Consider the following 18,340-nt stretch of genomic DNA (forward strand, 5'->3'; position numbering starts at 1 on the left):
GGAGGTCAGTGCCTCCCGCTGGTGCCACCGGTACCGCCCTGGAGACCTCCCAGTCGCGTCGCGGTGTCGATGCCGTACTGCTCGGAGCGGCCGAACTGCCTCGCGGTTTCGATGGTGGCTTCGGCGGTGTCCTCGAACGCGGTCCCGAGTGTCTTCAGGAAGACAGCGAACCCGTCGCGAGCCGGAACGTAGTTCTTCTCGAACGACTTCGCGACGGCGTCACCCTCACCCCAGCACTCGCCCAAGGCGTCGGCCGAGGTGGTGTACCACTGGTCGATCGCACGCACCTCGGCGGCGAGTTGGTGGATCTCGGCACCGTCCCTGGCCACCGCCTCAGGGTCGATCGAGATGCGTTCCGACATGGCCCCTCCTTGCTCGTCCTGCCTCGTTCTCCGTCACCTGGCCGGGTTGTGGGGGAGGGCAGCCCCTCCCCCACATCCCGGTCGTCATCAGCGGGGCGGGTGCACGTTGCCCAGGCCCAGTTCCTCCAGCAGTGCGGTGGGGTCGCCCGCCACCGCCTGCTCCCGTGCCGAGGTGTCGCCGGGCACCAGGCCGCCCATGGCGGTGGAGACCTGTTGGGCGACGTCGCGCCGAGCCCGTTCGACGACCTCGACGACGGCCGAGGCGAGTTCGGCGGGCGCCATCATCCGGTACTTGTCGGTGTGGAACCTCAGCTCAGCGATCTCGCCTCTGGCGTTCACCGTCGCGCTGACCATCCGGTCCTTGGACATCGCTTCGGCGGTAACCGACTCCAGGTTTGCGCTTGCCTCCGCCAGGCGCTCCTGGGTCTGTCGAAGTTGTTCGAGGGACCTCTCCATCTGTCCCTGCAGGGACATGTCCAACGCCGCTCACTCCCTTGTCTTTTCGTGTTCCGGGCCGTCCCAACGAGGCGGGGCCGCCCCGTGCGGTGGTGCCCCACACCTTCTCGTCCTCGGCCAGCCAGGTGGTGCGGCTGCGTTCCTGCCCGCCGCCACCGCCGCCGCCACCGGCACCGCCCATTCCGCCCGGGGGCATCATGGGCATACCGGGGGTGCCCGGCGTACCGGGTGTCCCGGGGGTGCCCGGTCCTCCTCCGGTGGAGGAGCCGTCCGTCCCCTGGCCGCCGCCGAAGCCGCCCTGTGGACTGGTCCCGCCGGGCCCGTTCCCCCTGCCGTCGGAGCCGCCGCCCACGGAGCCCGAGTCCGAGCGGGGGCTCATGCCACCGCCGCCCGAGCCGGGGCCGGACGAGGAGTTGGGGTCACCCGGACCGCCGATGCCGCCGGAGCCCCCCGGGAAGGAGGAACCTCCGCCGCCGATACCGCCCGGACCAGAACCCGAACCCGAGGAGGAACTCAGGTCACCGGGCCCACCGATGCCGCCAGGCGTCGGGTACCCGCTGCCACTGCCTCCGGATCCGCCGGGAACGGGGGGATCCGGGATCTCGGGGCGGTTCGAGCCGCCACCGATCTCGCCCGATCCGCCAGGTATCGGCGAGCCGGACCCGTTGCCGCTGCCACCGGACCCGCCCATGATCGGCGCATCCGGCAACCCAGGCCGATCCGCACCACCCGGACCACCCAAATCACCCGAACCGCCCGGAACGGGGGAACCCGATCCGTTGCCGTTGCCACCGGAGCCGCCGAGCTCCGGGGCGTCCGGAAGACCGGGGCGGTTGACCTCGCCCGGACCGCCGATGCCGTTGGAGCCGCCGGGGATCGGGGAGCCGTTCCCGTCCACGCCCGAACCACCCGAGGAGAGGTCCAGGTCGCCCTCGGTGGAAACGCGACCCGGGGGCGGCGGCACGCTGCCGCCCCCCGCGCCACCTGTGGAGGAGGAGAGGTCGAGGTCCCCGAAGCCGCCGCGTGGCGGGCCACCGATGGAGGACGGATCACCGCTGCCACCGTCGGTGCGCGAGCCGTCGGGGTTCAGGATGCTCCCGTCGGGAAGCCGAATGCTGCCGTCGGAGAGCCGGGCGCTCCCCTCCGGGAGCGGCGTGCTCCCCTCCGGGAGCTGCCCGCTGCCGTCCGGGGGGCGCGTGCTGCCGTCCGGGTTCAGGACCGTGCCGTCCGGGAGGCGCGTACTGCCGTCCGGAAGCATGCTGCTCCCGTCGGGAAGCGGGGTCCCCTGCTCCCGACGCCCCGTGTTGTTCGGGCCGCCACCGGTACCGCCGCCGCCCATACCCCCCATGCCCGGGGCCACCGGCGGCGGGAAGAACCCGCCCGGGCCTCCGCCCGAGGAGTTGGGGTCGCCGCCGATCCCCTCGCCACCTGAACCGGGACCGCCCAGGCCCTGGCCACCCGGACCATCGAGACCACCGGAACCACCGGAGGAGATCGGCGGACCGTCGGGGTTCCCCGAACCGGAACCTTCCGGGCCACCGCCCAGGTCACCCGAGCCACCGGGTACGGGACCGCCGCCCTCGGGGATGTCCGACCCTCCGCTGTTGGGGCCCTGATCGTTCAGGTAGTCGTTGACGATCTCGTCGATGGTGCGGCCGTCGCCCAGGGGGCCGTTACCACCGCCACCACCAGTGCCGTCGCCGCCACCACCGCCACCGCCGCCGCCCTCGCCGCTGCCACCGTTGAGATACTCGTCGATGATGTCCTGGATGGAGCGGTTGTCGCCGTCACCGTCGCCGTCACCCCCACCGCCGCCGCCCTCACCGTCGCCCTCACCGTCACCGAACAGCCCGTTGAGGATCTCCTCAAGCGAGGGGCCGTTGCCGCCGCCCTCACCGTCACCCCCACCGCCACCGCCGCCTCCACCACCGCCGGGCGGGGTGGTCGCGACGGGGACGAAGGGCAGGATCTCCGCGGAGGAGGTGCCGTAGGTCGTGGAGACCGTGGAGATGCCCTCCGTGGCTGCCGTGCGCAGGTTCGCCAGGTTGTCCCACCAGCGGTCCTTGATCTCCGTCTCGAACGTCTCCCAGGTGGCCTTCTCATCAGTCCGCATGCCGCGGATCTTGATGATGCCGTCCTCCCAGGTGACCTTGTCCCGCTGCTCCTCCCACCAGTTGCGGATGGTCGCGCGGGGACTGCGGTTCTCACTGCTGTGCCACGTGTTGAAGGCACTGATCACCGCTTGGAGGTAGGTGGGGTTGGCGGCGACGCGCGCCGTGTTCACGGCGTCGACGGCCGGGTCGATGTAGTTGGCGAGGTTCTGGAACTCAAGGGCCAGTTTCCTCAGGTATCCGCGCAGGGCCTCGGCTCCCGCGCCCTCGAACTTCTCGTTTCCCGGCTTCATCTCCTCGGACAGGGCCCACATCTCGTCGTAGCGGGCGTTCGCGAAGTCGCGGAAGTCACCGAGATCGGTCTCGATGCGGCTGAGGACACCGCTGTTGAAGGAGCTGGTGCCCACGCTGGAGGTGGAGGCGGCGTTGAGAATGTCGCGCATCCGGTCAATGAAGTTGCCCCACACCGTGCCTTCGGTGTCCTTGATGGCGTCGTTGACGTGGATGCCGGAGTAGACCGCGAACCCCCACTCGTATCCGCCGAGCTGTTCGGCGTCAGAGGCCCGGCTGTCGAAACCGAACCACTCGTCCGCGTCCTTGGGGTTGTTGACGTTCCAGAAGTAGTTACTGAGCCAGTTGGTGTCCTTCACCGCCTGCGCCGTACCCATCGGGGGAGCCGAACCCTTGTCGTCCTTGTCGGCGAAGACGTTGATGGCGTGGGCCAACTCCTCGCTCTCGACGGCGCCCCCGGACTCGGGTGCCGCGGGGTCGGTCCCCTCCTTCTCGGGAAGGTCCTCGTCAGCCATGGAAGTTCCTCAGGGGCGATTCGTGGGGCGAAGGGGTACTGGGGGGAGCCGGAGCGGCGAAGACACTGCGCCGAAAGGCGTCGGCTCAGGACGATTCAGGGGTCTCGTTGGGTGTGTCGTTGGGTCCGTTGCCGCCACCGCCGCCACCACCGCCGCCGCCACCGCCCGTGGGCGCGCCGTTGGACATGATCTGGCCGATCTGGGTGGCGTCCAACTCGGCGTCGGACTCCAGCTCCTCGTAGGTGATCGCACTGTCCCGGATGCCGGCGGACATCGCGACCAGGCGCGTCTCCAGGTCGGTGATCGAGGTGGTGAACTGCGTCAGCACGGCACCGACCTCCTTGGAGAGCTCACCGGCGATGGGGAGGAGGGCGGGGTTGCCGAAGGGCACGTTGGGTGCGGACGCGTCCTCACCGCCCGCGTAGTGCGTGGACGCCTCAGTCTTCGTCTTCGAGACCTTCTCCCGAAGCGGATCGATGTGCGCCGTCCGCAACGTCTTGAGGTATTCCAGCGTGACCTTGGTCTTTTCCTCTGACACGTCCTGCCCCGTCCTCTCCTGTCCAGCTCTTCATCAAGCCGCCGCGCGGCGTCAACGGTGGGTGCGGTGTCCCTCGGCCGCTGCGGCGGTCCGTTCGGGCCGCCGCAGCGGCCGAGGGGTGGCGGTCAGCGGCGGGCGTTCCAGTTCCCGGCTTCCTGGAGGTCACCGCGGCGGTAGCGCTCGGTGATGTCGCCGAGGGAGACCTGCGCGTGGCCCAGCAGCGCGCGCATGTCCGCGACGTTGCGCCGCCAGGACAGGAGTCGCTGGTCGTACTGCTCGGCGGCCTCACCGACCCAGTCGGACTTGACCGCCTGGACCTTGGCGTCGAGCTCGTTGATGGCCTGCTCGATGATGTCGGTCTGCTTCCGCAGGTCGATGCCCGCGTCGTCAGCACCGCTGTACTTGATCTCGAATCCGTCCATGGGTATGGCTCCGGTTTCTCTCGATGGTGCGCCCCCGGTCGTGGAGGCAGGCGGATCGGGTCGGTCGGATCAGGTCAGGGTCAGCGAGCGACGTCGCCCTGGTTCGGGTTGAGCTGGGTGATCCAGTTGGCGGACAGCATGTTCTCGTCCTCCATGGCGTGGAAGTTGCGCTCGGTGCCGCCGAGGATGCCGATCATGTCGTTCATGTCGTTGGTGATCAGACGCAGCTCTTCGAGCCACTTGACCAGCGCGGTGTCGTACTGGGTGGCCGCGCCGCCCTGCCAGTTGCCGCCGAGCAGGTCCCGCACGCCGTCCACGCTGGTGTAGACGCCGTTGCAGGTGGTGTGGGCGGTCTCCATGGCGTCGCGGCCGGTCCGCATCGCCTGGTCGGTACTGCGCATCATCGACATGGGAGTCTCCTGGTTCTGTTGGGCGTCAGTCGGAAAGGCACCGGGGTTCCCCCGGTTCCGCGAGAGCGCCGACGGGTTCCGCGGCGGCCTGCGGGGTCAGGTCGGGCCCGGTGGGCAGCAGGTCCAACAGGGCGGTGGAGACCGCGGAGGCCCCGCCGGGGGTGTAGCCCAGCGTCTCGGCGGCCTTGGCGTCGGGCACCGGGTACTTGGCCCCGGCGTCGGTGACGAGGAAGTAGGAGCCGCGGAGCGCAGCGCCTCCGGCCGGGGCCGCCCTGACCAGGCCGCCCTCGCCGGACGGGATGTCGATGAGGTCGGGGGCCGTGCAGGCCGCCCTGCTGCCCACCGGGGGCCGCGCGGCCCGGCCGCCGATGTCCGCCGGGGAGGTGAGCGAGAGCGCGAGGGCGCCGTCCCCCTGGTCGACGACGCACAGCGCCGCGCCCTGGGGATCGGTCAGCGGCGGCGGTGTGGCGGGAAGGCCGTCACCGGTCACCGTCTCCTCGCCCGACAGGTGCGCGCGCAGTTCGTTGACGCTCAGCTCGACCGGCGCCGCCTCGCCGCCCCCGTAGGCCTCCTCGGCCGTGAGCGGGTGGCCCAGCAGCAGGCGGGCGTGGGTGGCGTCGGTGGGGGTCAGACCGTCCCGGGTGAGCACGTAGAACTGCTCGGGGCCACCCTCAGCGGCGGGGACGCTGAAGACCTGTCCGACGCGGGTGTCCGCGCCGCCGACGCGCGGACCGTCCTCGCCCCGGCCCTCGACGTCGAGCGCGGAGAGCGCGGGTCCGGCGGGCACGCCGTCCAGGACGGCGGCCGCGACGGGGTGGGGTACCGCGGTGCCGTACCCCAGGGACTCCAGGGCGCCGTTCTCCTCGTCGATGGCCAGGCGGTTGCCCTTCCACAACAGGTGGACCCCGCCCGCGGGGTCCCGGACCAGGACACCGTCGTCCTCCCCGACCGGGGAGCCGAAGGGCGACCGGCCCAGGGTGAGCGAGGTGAGGGTCTCGACGCCGTCACCGGTGTCGACGGTGGTGGCGCACACCTGCCAGACCATGGAGCCCTCCGCGTCGGCGGCGGGGAGCCCGTCGGGGGCTCCGGCGATGCCCAGCGGGGACCCGACGGGGGTGCCCTCCAGGGAGTCGGCGGCGACCTGGACCGGTTTGGGGTTGGACGCCAGCAGCAGCGCGGAGGTCTGGTTGGACACCGGCCAGAGGACACCGTCCGAGAAGACGTACCGGCCGGCGCCGCCCTTGACGGCGACGAGGGTCCCCTCGTTGCGCCAGGAGGTGGCGCCGCCCGGGAAGATCAGGCCGAAGACGAGGAACCCCACGCACAGCAGCACCGCGAGGACGAGCCCGATGAACGCGCCGTTACGGGTGCGGCGCAGGGGCGCCTCGGCGGCGTCCGGGTCGGCGGCGGCCATGGCCGTGGAGAGTCGGCGCACCATGAACGAGTGCGCCTGTACCTGGTCGCGACGGGTCTGCATCAGACCACCCGCTTTCCGGTGCGCGTCATCCGCCGATCCCCCTCATCAACGCCAGCAACCCGAGGTTCCCCGGGATCAGGCACACCAGGACTATCGCCGCGAGGCTCTGGATGAGTTCCCCCGCCCGGCCCCAGTGCGGGATGGGGCGGTTGCCCGGCACGGACCAGGCGGCCAGGAGCAGGCCGAGCGCCGCGACCAGCAGCAGCCCGAACAGGACCATGCGGGCGGTGTCGCCGCCCACGAGGCCGCCGCCCACGGCCATGGCCACCAGCCCGTACACGCCGGAACCCAGCAGGCACACGCGGTGCCACACGCCGCTGAGCCCGCGTGACTGGAGCAGCAGGATCAGCGCGACGCAGACGCCCGCGGTGGAGGCCAGTCCGCCCGGGTGGGCGGCCAGCACGGTCATCGAGGCGGCGCACACCACGGCCACGATGGCCAGGAGGGCGCCGAGGTAGTGGTCCGCGCGCTTGGTGCGTGTGCGCACGTCGCGGGCCGGGTGGGGGTCGATGTACTCACCGAGCTGGGTGACCCCGCCAGGCAGCGGGGGCAGGCGCATGCCCGCCAGGCGGAAGGCCAGGGCCGGAGCGAACGAGCAGAGCAGCAGCACCAGGGCGGCGGCCGAGACGGCCACCCCCTGCGGCGGGGCGTTGTCCCAGAACATGAGCAGGGCACCGGCCGCGGCGGTGAACAGGGCCGTGCCGATGATGGCCGTGAAGAACGGCAGGCAGGCGGCGACGGCGGCGATCGCCAGGACCGCGGCGCCGGTCGCCGTGGAGGCGCCCGAGAGCATCCGCGCCCCGATGAGGGCGTTGCTGGGGTCGCCGCCCGGGAGCGTGGCCCCGGCGAAGGCCATGAACAGCACGGCCGCGCCGCCCGTTACGGCGGCGGCGATGGGGGCGTCGAAGGCACGGGCTGCCGCACCGGCGGCGAGCAGCAGGAGAAGCCCGGTGGCGGCGGCGGTGGCGCCCGCGATCCAGGTGGGGCCGAGCAGTGTCAGCAGGGCGAGGGCGCCGGCGAAGCCCACTGCGGCGGTGCCGGTCAGCGAGCGCCTGGCGACGCGCGCGCCCCATCCGTCGGAGCGCTCGGACAGCGTGTCGGCCACGCCGTCGACGAGGTCGTCGAAGTGGATCTCCGGCATCTGGTCGGCGCGCTCGCGCAGGTAGAGCGTCTCGCCGTCGGTGAGGCCGAGCGACTCGGCGGTCTCGGACTCGTCCAGTGGTGGTGAGCCCAGGCGCTGGAGCACCCATCCGCCGTGTTCGAGTCCGCTCTCGTCGAGGTCCTCGTTCTCGTTCTCGGCGTAGAGCAGGAACGTGGGCAGCAGCTCGGCGAGCGGCAGGTCGCACGGGACGGCGATCTCGAAGGAGGCGTTGGGTGCGCGCACGACCAGGCGGCAGAGATCGGCGGAGACGACGTCCGACATCGGTCCTCCTCGCTGGACGACAGTGACTGGGTCGGTTTACGGGTGGGGGATAAAGACACCCGGGGAGGGGGACGAGGCCGGGGTACGCCATTCCTCTGCGGAACGCCTGGGGCAGGGGACGGCGCGCCCGTTCTCGAAATGCTGGGCTAGACTAGCACCACTTCCGGAATTCCGGTCATGACGTTTCGGAAAACTCTGGCCCGGGGATACCGTTGCTCATTTGAGCACCCGCCCCCATCCCCGGTCACCGAATCCGGTTCTGGGGTTCCCCCATTCGGCCCCGTCGGAATTACCCCGGGCCGGTACACGCCCGGCGCCCCTGCTGCGAATGCCAGCTGACCAGGGGAAAGAGAAGGGATACGCTGATCAGCACCATCCTCGTCCGCAGGCCGGCGCGTCGACCCGGCCCCGAGCCGCCCGAGGGCGAGCTCTCCCTCCAGGAGCCCCCTGTCCTCCCCGAGGAGGAGAACGGCATCTCGGGGGTCTTCATGTACCTCCCGATGGCGCTGAGCTCGCTCGCGATGGTGATGATGTTCATCCGCCCCAGCGGGGCGGGTGCCCTGGGCACGGCGATGCCCTTCATCGCGGGCGGGATGATGCTCGTCGGAGCGGTGGCGATGGTCGGCGGCCAGATCCTGCGCGTACGGATCGAACGCAGCCGCCGCCTCTCCGGCGACCGACGTGACTACCTGCGCTATCTCGGTCAGATGCGCGGCCGGGTGCGGGAGGTCGTGGTGGCCCAGCGTGAGGCCCGCGCGTGGAACGGACCCGACCCCGACGCCCTGTGGTCGCTGGTGCGCACGAGCAGGCTCTGGGAGCGGCGCGGGGCGCACGACGACTTCGCGGAGGTCAGGATCGCCGTGGGCGAGCAGCCCCTCCAGACCCGCATCGCCCCGCTGTCGACCAAGCCGGTGGAGGACCTGGAACCGCTCTGCGCGCACGCGCTACGCCGTTTCATCAACGCCTACGGCACCGTCGCGGACTTGCCGGTCTCGCTTTATCTGCGGGGATTCGCACATCTGGGACTGCGCGGGGAAACCGAATCCATCCGTGCAATGGTGCGCGCACTCGTGGGACAGGTCACAGTTTTTCACGCGCCGGATGAATTGCGTGTGGTCGCCTGTGTGAACGATGAGCGAATGGCGGACTGGGAATGGATGAAATGGCTTCCGCATTGCATGCACCCGACGGAGCGGGACGGAGCGGGCCCCGTCCGTCTGATCGCCTCCGACGCCATTGAGCTGGAAAGACTCGTCGGTCCCGCGCTGGCGGACCGGCCGCCCTTCGACCCGCAGGCGGTGCCCGGGCGTGACGAGCCGTTCACCGTCATCATCGTCGACGGCGGATCCGTGCCGCAAGGTTCGAGATTGCTCAGCGGGGGCTTCCGCAACGCGATCGTGATCGAAGTGGGCACCGAGCGCATGTGGGACGGAGCACCCCACACACTCTCGCTGAGGGTCGAAAAGGATTCCATGGAGATGTGTGAGCTGGACCGTTCCGGGCGGGAATCCTTCTCCCACCTCGGTCGGCCCGACTCCCTGGACCTCCCCCGGGCCCGTTCCCTGGCCCGCATGATGGCCCCCTACCGCGTCAGCGTCGCCGCCGACGTGGTGGAACCCCTGACCACCGACTTCGACCTCACCACCCTGCTGGGCATCCCGAATCTGCACACCTGGGACGCCGCCCGCGAGTGGGAGCGCGAGCGCCCGGAGAGCCGCCTGCGGGTGCCCATCGGCATCGCGGCCTCGGGCGCCCCCCTGGAACTCGACCTCAAGGAGTCGGCGCTGGGCGGGATGGGCCCGCACGGGATGCTGATCGGCGCCACCGGTTCCGGCAAGAGCGAGCTGCTGCGCACGCTCGTGCTGTCCCTGGCGCTCACCCACTCCTCCGAGAAGCTCAACTTCGTCCTGGTGGACTTCAAGGGCGGTGCCACGTTCATCGGCCTGGACGGGCTGACCCACACCTCGGCGCTGATCACCAACCTGGCCGACGAGACCTCCCTCGTGGAACGCATGCAGGACGCGCTGCACGGCGAGCTGATCCGCCGCCAGGAACTCCTGCGCTCGGCGGGCAACTTCAGCTCGGTCCACGAGTACGAGAAGGGCCGCCGGAGCGACCCGACCATGGAGCCCATGCCCACGCTCTTCGTGATCGTGGACGAGTTCAGTGAGCTGCTCGCGGCCCACCGGGACTTCATGGAGCTGTTCGTCATGATCGGCCGCCTGGGCCGAAGCCTGGGCGTGCACCTGCTGCTGGCCTCCCAGCGGCTGGACGAGGGCCGCATGCACCAGCTGGAGAGCCACCTCTCCTACCGGATCGCGCTGCGCACGTTCTCCGCCATGGAGAGCCGGGGCGTGCTCGGTGTGGCCGACGCCCACCAGCTCCCCCCGGCACCGGGATCGGGTTACCTCAAGTCCGACACCGAGGAGCTGACGCGGTTCAAGGCCGCGTACGTCTCGGGCCCCTACCGCGCCAAGCGCCGCGCGGCGCGGGCGTCGACCGCCGCCCGCGAGATCACCCCCTTCCTGCCCGGGTACGTGGCCGGGCCGCCCGCCTCGGTCGTGGTGCCCGAGCCGGAACCGGTGGAGGAGTCGGACACGAGTCTGCTGGAGACCGCGCTGGACGCGGTCCGCGACGTCGGTCCGCCCGCACGGCAGGTGTGGCTGCCTCCCCTGGACCAGGCCCCCACCGTGGCGGAGATGCTGCGGTCGGAGGGCGCGCCCTCGCTGCCCGCGTGGGGCTCCGACCCGGTGCTGACCGTGCCGGTGGGCCTGGTGGACCGCCCCTTCGAGCAGCTGCGCACCCCGCTCACCGCGGACCTGCGCGGCGCGGGCGGGCACACCGCCGTCATCGGTGGTCCGCAGAGCGGCAAGAGCACCCTCCTGGTCTCGCTGATCTCCGCGCTGGCGCTCACCAACACCCCGGAGCAGGTGCAGTTCTACATCCTGGACTTCGGCGGCGGCACGCTGCGCGGTGTGGCGGACCTGCCGCACGTGGGCGGTATCTGCGGGCGCATGGACCTCGAACGCGTCACCCGTACCGTCGCGGAGATGACGGCGCTGCTGGGGCGCCGCGAGCAGTTCTTCGCGGAGCACGGCGTCGACTCGATCGGCGCCTACCGTCGGCGCCGGGCGGCCGGGGAGTTCTCCGACCAGCCCTACGGTGACGTCTTCCTGGTCATCGACGGCTGGGCCACGGTGCGTGCGGACATGATCGACCTCATCGCGGAGATCACGCAGATCGCCCAGCGCGGCCTCAACTACGGCATCCACCTGATCGTGGCCTCCCCGCGCTGGGCCGACGTGCAGTCCAGCCTGCGCGACCTGCTGGTCACCCGGTTCGAGCTCCGTCTGGGCGACGCGGTGGACTCCGCGATCAACATGCGCCAGGCGGAGAAGGTGCCCCGGATCCCCGGTCGCGGCCTCACCGCCGAGTACAAGCACTTCCTGTCCGCGCTCCCCCAGATGGAGGAGGGGCCGGAGGCCTCCGTGGCCGGTGTCGTGGAGGCGGTCAAGCAGCGGTGGGACGGTCCGTCCGCTCCCCAGGTGCGTCTGCTTCCCCTGTCGCTTCCCGCGTCGGACCTGCCTCCGCCCCAGGACGGACCGAAGATCGCGCTGGGTCTGGAGGAACGCCGCCTGGAGCCGCTGTGGCACGACTTCTCCGTGCTGCCGCACCTGCTGGTGGTCGGGGACAACGAGAGCGGCAAGACCAACCTGCTGCGTCTGATCACCCGCACCATCCGGGAGCGGTACAGCCCCACCGACGCCCGCGTGGTCGTGGTGGACCCCCGGCGCGGCCTGTTCAACGCGATCCCCGAGGAACAGCGCCTCGGCTACGCGGTGACCGGTGAGAGCGCCCGGGAGATGATGATGGCGGCGGCCCAGGCGCTCAAGCCCCGGCTGCCCGGCCCCGAGGTCACTCCGGAGCAGTTGCGCGAGCGCTCGTGGTGGACCGGCCCGGAGCTGTTCGTGGTCATCGACGACTACGACCTGCTGAGTTCGGCGGGCGGTGGCGGTCCGCTGTCCCCGCTCATGGAGATGCTGCCCCACGGCGCCGACATCGGGTTCCACCTGATCCTGGCGCGCGGTGCCGGTGGCTTCAGCCGTGCCATGGGCGAGCCCGCGCTGCGGATGCTCATCGACGCGAACACCCCCAGCATGGTGCTGTCCTGCCCGCCCTCCGAGGGCGTGCTGTTCGGATCGCTGCGCCCGCAGCGTATGCCTCCGGGCCGTGCGCTGCGCTTCGACCGGCGCGACCCGGTCAAGGTGCAGCTGGCGCTCGACCCCGAGACGGAGGAGGCGGCCGCCCGCGACTGACGGGCGTCCGAGGAGTGGCCCGACAAGGTAGCGACCGCCCCGCGGTCGGTGGAGAGGAACGGGAGGCCCCGTGTCGAACGGAGCGGAACGGAAGCGGCTTCGGTTCGGGGCCGGGGTGTGCCTGACGGCCGCGCTCTTCCTGGTGGCGACCGCGCCAGCGGCGGCGGACCAGGCCGCGCCCGCGCTGCCGCAGGTGGCGCCCGAACTGGCGGGGGACGAGTGTGTGCCGTCCTCCGAGGAGACGGTGGACCAGGAGCTGTGGACCGAGAACGCCCTGGGGCTCCCCCGGGCGCGGTCCACCTCCTCCGGGGCCGGAACGACCGTGGCCGTCGTGGGTTCGCCCGTGGACGACTCCTCCGCCGCGCTCAAGGGGGCGGTGGAGGGGGCCGGTGAGGACTGCACCGGGTTCGGGACCTTCCTGGCCGGGATCGTCGCCGCGCGGCCCCAGCCGGACAGCGGTCTCGTCGGGGTGGCCCCGGAGGCCCGTGTGCTGTCGGTGCCCGTCACCGACGACTGGGGCGGCGCCGACGCCGACGCGGTCGCGGACGGCATCAACGACGCGGTCTCCGGCGGAGCGGACGTCGTGCTGGTGGGTGTCGCCGTCCCCCTGGGCAGTTCCGGGCTCGAGGCGGCGGTGGACACCGCCGTCGAGGAGGACGTCCTGGTGGTGGCGCCGTCCACGGCCATGGTCCAGCGGGACGCCTACGCGGCGGTCCCGGCGACCAGGGGCGAGGTGCTGGGGGTGACGGCGACCGGCACGGAGGGCGCCCCGCTGACGCCGCCGCCCGCCACGGCGGACGGTCGGATCTCGGCGCCCGACCTCAGCGCGCCCGGCCAGTCCGTGATGAGCCTGGCCCCGGGCGGGGACGGGCACGCCGTCGCGGAGGGGGACGCGGTCGCGGCGGCGTTCGTGGCCGGTGTGGCCGCTCTGCTGCGCTCCCACGACCCCGGGCTGAGCGCGGCGCAGACCGCGGAGCGCCTGGTGATGTCGGCCTACCCGGACGCCGGTGCCGCCTTCGGGACGGGGTTCCTCGACCCGGTGGGAGCGCTGACCAGGGAGATGGGTCCGCGGTCGGGGGGCGGGGCCGAGGCCGAGCAGTTCGCCCTGGACATGCCGATGGAGCCCACGCGTGGCCGTGTCATGGCCGTGGTCGGCGGGACGGCCCTGCTGGTGTTGATCTGTGCGGTCGGAGCCGCCGCCGTCCGCCGCCGCAAGGCCAAGGCCGAGGCCGCCGCGGCCGTTTGAGGTCCGCTCCGGGTGAGTGGAAACCCGGGGTCGCGTTGGATGGCGAGCAGCACGTTCGGGTACTCCGTCGTCACACCCCCACAGGGACAGAGCACGGACCAGACCCCACGTTCCAGGTCACTATCGTTCTGCGTATGCCTACTGCCCCTCCCCGGCCTCTTGTCGGCAGGCTCGTCGAGACCGGCCGCCTGAGAACCCTGCTCGACGCCACCGAACGGGGCCGGGGAGGCGTTCTCGTCCTGCGCGGCGAACCGGGTATCGGCAAGAGCGCGCTGCTGGACCACGCGGCGCACATCGCCGCGCCGCGATTCCGGATCCTCCACGGCACCGGATCAGAGTTCGAGAAGGAACTGCCCTTCTCCGGGCTCCACCAACTGTGCACGCCGGTCCTGACCCACCTGGACCAGCTCCCCACCGACCACCGTGACATCCTCCAGGTGGCGTTCGGCCTGACCGGTGGTGACCCCGCTCCGCACCGCGTCGGCCTCGCGGCTCTGGACCTGCTCTCCACCGCCGCCCGGGAACAACCAGTGCTGTGCGTCATCGACGACGCACACTGGCTGGACCACGCATCGGCCCGGGCACTGGTGTTCCTGGGCAGGCGTATCACCGCCGAACCCCTCGCCATGGTGTTCGCGACCCGGACCGCCGAACCCCGCCTGCACGAGCTGCCAGGTCTCACCCTGGGCGGTCTGGACAACACCGACGCCCGCTCTCTTCTGAGCGCGGAGAAGACCACCACACTCGACACACAGGTACGCGAACGCCTCCTCAGCGAAGCCCGGGGCAACCCGCTCGCCCTGATCGAGCTGCCCAAGGCCGGCGGTTTCGTCCCGCCCACCCCCTCCCCGGTCGCGCAACGCGTACAGCAGAGCTTCCACACCAGGTTCGGGGGGCTCTCCGAACCCGCGCGGCGACTTCTGACCCTGGCCGGAGCCGAACCCACTGGAGACCCGCACCTGCTCTGGGCCGCGGCCCGACGGTCGGGCATCGACGTGGCAGAGGCCGCACCCGCCGCTGAGGCCTCCGAACTGGTCGAGTTCGGCACACGCGTCCGCTTCTGCCATCCCCTGGCTCGCTCCTCCGTGTACTGGGGGGTCGGGTTGGAGCGCCGCCAGGCCGCACACCGAGCCCTGGCCGAGGTCACCGACCCGGTCACCGCTCCGGACCGACGGGCCTGGCACCGGGCCCAGGCGAGCAGCGCACCGGACGAGGAGGTGGCCACCGAGCTCGAATCGGCGGCCGCACGCGCCCAGGCGCGCGGAGGTGTGGCGGCCGCGTCCGCCTTCCTCGAACGCGCGGCGGCCCTGTCCCTGGCCCCCGGACCACGCGTTCAACGCACACTCGCGGCGGCCCGGGCAGCCCTCGACGCGGGCACGGCGGACACCGCGGCGAACCTGCTCAACAGCGTCGACACCGACACCCTGGACGCACCCCTGCGAGCCTCGGTCGACCTGCTGCGCGGCAAGCTCGCCCTCCTCAGGGGCGGACAGGAGGCCCAGGACGGGCCGCGCCTCCTCCTGCGAGCGGCCCGCCGCCTGGCCGCCACCGACCCGGAGCTGACTCGCTCCTCCCTGGTGAGCGCCCTGGAAACGGCACTACTGACCGGCCGACCCGCCGGGGTGATGGAGCAGGTCCTCGAAGCCGCGCACACCGCCCCCTCGACCAACCGGGCCCCCGACCTCCTGGACGCGTTGAGCCTGCTCGCCTCCGGGCGTTACCGGGAAGGCGTGCCGACGGTCCGCCGTGTGCTCACCGGGGAGGCCGCCGCGTGGGCCCACCACCCGGGGCTGGCCAGCCTGCTCTCCGCCGATCTGTGGGACCACAGCGTGCACACCAGCATCACCGAGTGGATGACGCGCACCGGACGGCAGAGCGGATCGCTGACCCTGACCAGGCTCGCCCTCGCGCAGACGGCCATCTCCGCGGTGCTCACCGGCGACTTCCGGCGGGCCGACGCCGCCATCGCCGAGGAGGAGGCGATCGCCGACGCCCTCGAAGACGCACCGAAGATGTACCCGCGCCTCCACCTGGCCGCGATACGCGGCCGCGACAAGGAGGCGTTCCGACTCCTGGAGGAGGCGCAGCGCCGAGGCCGGGGGCAGCTCCCGGCCAACATGCACTGGGCCAGGGCCGTGCTCAACAACGGACTCGGAGACTACTCGCGCGCGCTGGACGCGGCCGTGAGCGGGACGCAGGGCGCGGGGCTGTTCCTACCCGGGATCATTCTTCCCGAACTGGTGGAGGCCGCAGCCCGATGCGGGCACGAGAGCCTGGCCGTCGACGCACTGGAGTCCCTGGCCGAGCGGACCGAGCCGGTGGAGACCAGCTGGGCCCAGGGCGTTCTGGCAAGCACCCGGGCTCTGGTCACCGAAGCGGAGGCCGACCACCGCAAGGGCATCGAAGAGCTGGAACGCAGCCCCGCCATACCCGGACTGGCCAGGTCACACCTGCGCTACGGGGAATGGCTGCGCCGCCGCAACCGCCGCCGCGACGCACGAGAGCAGCTGCGCACCGCACACCGGATGCTCTCCGATCTGGGGATGGAGGCCTTCGCCCACCGGGCGGCCAACGAGCTCCGGGCGACCGGTGAGGTAGTGGGCCAGCGCTCCGAGCGGCCCCTGGACCGCCTGACCATGCAGGAGGTCCACGTCGCTCGGTACGTGGCGGCGGGCGCCACCTCCAAAGAGGTCGCCGCGCGGCTGTTCCTGAGCCCGCGGACCATCGACGCCCACCTGCGCAGGATCTTCCGCAAGCTCGACATCACCTCCCGCAGGCAGCTCAAGGACCTGCCCGAACTGGATCAACCGTTGGAATCGGTCGATTAGGCGACGATCACCGACGCGAACGAACCCGCCCACGCAGCAGCATGTCGGTGACAGCCGCCTGCTACTCCTACGTGGGGGAGACCTTGACCAGCATGACCAAGTCGACGCGCCGACGATGGTGGTGGGCCCTGTGGGGTCTTCTGGCCACGTCCGCGGTCGGTATCGCCGTCTACTCGGCGCAGACCTATCTGGTCGGTGGCGTGGAACGCAACCAGATCCCGCTCAACGACCTGTTCGCCTCGCACTACGTGACCATCGCGGTGCACGCGGTCCCGAGCTCGCTGGCGCTGCTCATCGGCCCGTTCCAGTTCCTCACCCGGGTTCGCGTCCGTTACCCGAAGGCGCACCGGACCGCCGGGCAGATCTACATGGTCTCCATCGTCCTGGGTTCGATCGCGGCCCTGTTCGCCGCGACCTACTCGGTCAGCGGGTTCTCGGTACAGGTGGCCTTCTACATCCTCGCCGCGGCCTGGCTCTACACCCTCTACCAGGCCTACACCACCATCCGCCGCGGTGAGGTCCGACTGCACCGTGTCTGGATGATCCGCAACTACGCGCTCACCTTCGCCGCGGTGAGCCTGCGGATCTATCTGATGACCGGCCTGGCGCTCCAGGAGAGGTTCTTCCCGTCCCTGACCTTCGACGACATCTACCACGCGAGTGCCTGGGCCTCCTTCTTGGTGAACGTGCTCGTGGCGGAGTACTTCATCGTCCAGCGCACTCTGAAACCGCTGGCCAGGCGGCAGAAGGCCAAGGGACGCACGAGCCGTGCGGCCTCCGGAGCCGCGACCGGACCGGCCGGGCGAGGCCCCGAGCCGGAACCGGTCGGCGCGGGTTCGACGCCAACAGGGGTGGACAGGGGGCGAGGAGGACTACCAGGGGATTCGGCGGTAGAGCCGTGACCTGCGCCATGGTCCGGTGACGGGGCCGACGCGCCAGTCCGACCCCCACGTTGGTCGCCATGCCGCGTGGGTACCTCTCCGGGGGGCGGGATCGTCCGCTGTGGCCGCCGGAGAGGGCGGTGGGCGCGCTACGGGGACGGGCAGGGGCCGCCCTCCCTCTGCCCTCCGCCGATCAGTGGTCGGACCCCCGTTGTCCCACCACCTGGTCTCGTGCTCCTGGACGAATTCGTCGAAGGTGCGGGGCGGACGGCCGGTCAGGTCCAACACCGCTGTGCTGACCTGGTCGTGCAGACCGCTCCTGATGCCGTCCTCCACGGCGGCGATGGCGGCGGAGAACTCGGCGGACATTCCCGCGGCCCGGTAGGCGGAGGCCTGCTCGTCGGTCCCGACCGTCACCACCCGGACCGCCCGACCGGTGCGGGCGGTGATGATCGCCGCCGCGTCCCGGTAACTCAGGGCCTTCGGCCCGGTGAGCAGGTAGTCACGCTGGCTGTCGGGCTCGACGCCGGGATCGGCCAGCAGGGCGGAGGCGGCGGCCGCGACGTCCCTCGCGTCGATCCAACCCACCGCGCCTTCACCGGCGGCAGTGTGCACCTCACCGTGGCGCAGGATCCGCTCGCCCACCGGATGGGGGCTCAGGAAGTTCTGCATGAACCCGGACGCGCGCAGCACGACCCCACCTGGCTGGGCCCGCACCCGCTCGGCCATCTCCACAGCACCGGGAGCGTTCGGCAGCACGATGGCGGAGCCGAGGAGTACCACCCGGCGCACGCCGAGGCGTCGCGCCTCGGCCAGGAACGGACCGACCGACAGCATCGGGTCCACGGAGTTCACCGGAGGGACAAGGAAGATCCGGTCCATCCCGCGCAGTGCGGCAGGGTGGGTGGTCGGGTCCGCCCAGTCGAACCGGACCGCGTCGGGGTCGTCGGCGGACGGGTGGCGGCTGGCCACCCGCACCGGTACGCCGTCGCCGCGCAGTAGTCCCACCAGCGCGCCACCCGTCTTCCCAGTGCCGCCCGTCACCAGGACGCCGGTCACCGGGC

At 71.5% G+C, this 18,340-nt stretch carries 13 protein-coding genes; 4 read left to right on the forward strand and 9 right to left on the reverse strand.

Translation table 11 applies throughout. The features are described from left to right. Positions 1-5 precede the first annotated feature (5 nt). The 8 genes from AC0VYL_RS26875 to eccD form a co-directional block, all read right to left on the reverse strand. Complete coding sequence (locus tag AC0VYL_RS26875) at positions 6-362, reverse strand: hypothetical protein (protein ID WP_475457137.1); 357 nt, start codon at positions 360-362, stop codon at positions 6-8. Between the two features lie 87 nt (positions 363-449). After that, positions 450-776, reverse strand: a complete 327-nt coding sequence (locus tag AC0VYL_RS26880; RefSeq protein ID WP_475463278.1) for a YbaB/EbfC family nucleoid-associated protein — start codon at positions 774-776, stop codon at positions 450-452. Next, positions 676-3,735 carry a hypothetical protein gene (locus AC0VYL_RS26885; protein WP_475481825.1) on the reverse strand — a complete coding sequence of 1,020 codons (3,060 nt, stop codon included), beginning with the start codon at positions 3,733-3,735 and terminating at the stop codon, positions 676-678. Before AC0VYL_RS26885 ends, AC0VYL_RS26880 begins: the two co-directional genes overlap by 101 nt. An 85-nt stretch (positions 3,736-3,820) precedes the next feature. Beyond that, the gene (locus AC0VYL_RS26890) at positions 3,821-4,273 is read right to left on the reverse strand and encodes a hypothetical protein (protein ID WP_475457141.1); all 453 of its coding nucleotides are present in this window, start codon (positions 4,271-4,273) and stop codon (positions 3,821-3,823) included. Between the two features lie 125 nt (positions 4,274-4,398). Then, positions 4,399-4,695, reverse strand: coding sequence for a WXG100 family type VII secretion target (locus tag AC0VYL_RS26895; RefSeq protein WP_475481826.1), 297 nt, complete (start codon positions 4,693-4,695; stop codon positions 4,399-4,401). 80 nt (positions 4,696-4,775) lie between these two features. Beyond that, positions 4,776-5,105, reverse strand: a complete 330-nt coding sequence (locus tag AC0VYL_RS26900) for a WXG100 family type VII secretion target (RefSeq protein WP_110050566.1) — start codon at positions 5,103-5,105, stop codon at positions 4,776-4,778. A 25-nt stretch (positions 5,106-5,130) separates the two neighbouring features. Then, the gene (gene eccB, locus AC0VYL_RS26905; RefSeq protein WP_475481827.1) at positions 5,131-6,582 is read right to left on the reverse strand and encodes a type VII secretion protein EccB; all 1,452 of its coding nucleotides are present in this window, start codon (positions 6,580-6,582) and stop codon (positions 5,131-5,133) included. A 25-nt stretch (positions 6,583-6,607) separates the two neighbouring features. Continuing rightward, positions 6,608-8,005 (reverse strand): type VII secretion integral membrane protein EccD, encoded by a 1,398-nt coding sequence (gene eccD / locus AC0VYL_RS26910; RefSeq protein WP_475457147.1) that lies wholly within the window; start codon positions 8,003-8,005, stop codon positions 6,608-6,610. A 365-nt stretch (positions 8,006-8,370) separates the two neighbouring features. Between eccD and eccCa the strand changes: the two genes are divergently transcribed. The 4 genes from eccCa (at position 8,371) to AC0VYL_RS26930 (ending at position 17,297) form a co-directional block, all read left to right on the forward strand. Then, on the forward strand, positions 8,371-12,321 hold the full coding sequence (gene eccCa, locus AC0VYL_RS26915) for a type VII secretion protein EccCa (protein WP_475463280.1): 3,951 nt from the start codon (positions 8,371-8,373) through the stop codon (positions 12,319-12,321). Positions 12,322-12,391: 70 nt separating this feature from the next. Next, positions 12,392-13,567 carry a S8 family serine peptidase gene (locus tag AC0VYL_RS26920; protein WP_475481828.1) on the forward strand — a complete coding sequence of 392 codons (1,176 nt, stop codon included), beginning with the start codon at positions 12,392-12,394 and terminating at the stop codon, positions 13,565-13,567. 134 nt (positions 13,568-13,701) lie between these two features. Beyond that, a complete protein-coding gene (locus AC0VYL_RS26925) occupies positions 13,702-16,395 on the forward strand; it encodes an ATP-binding protein (RefSeq protein ID WP_475481829.1) in 2,694 nt (897 codons plus the stop codon). A 92-nt stretch (positions 16,396-16,487) separates the two neighbouring features. Beyond that, complete coding sequence (locus AC0VYL_RS26930; RefSeq protein ID WP_475481830.1) at positions 16,488-17,297, forward strand: DUF2306 domain-containing protein; 810 nt, start codon at positions 16,488-16,490, stop codon at positions 17,295-17,297. Here AC0VYL_RS26930 and AC0VYL_RS26935 read toward each other — a convergent pair. Then, positions 17,268-18,335, reverse strand: coding sequence for a Rossmann-fold NAD(P)-binding domain-containing protein (locus AC0VYL_RS26935; RefSeq protein ID WP_475481831.1), 1,068 nt, complete (start codon positions 18,333-18,335; stop codon positions 17,268-17,270). The genes AC0VYL_RS26930 and AC0VYL_RS26935 overlap by 30 nt on opposite strands. Positions 18,336-18,340: the final 5 nt, after the last annotated feature.

This window comes from Nocardiopsis sp. iso_238, assembly GCF_056173325.1.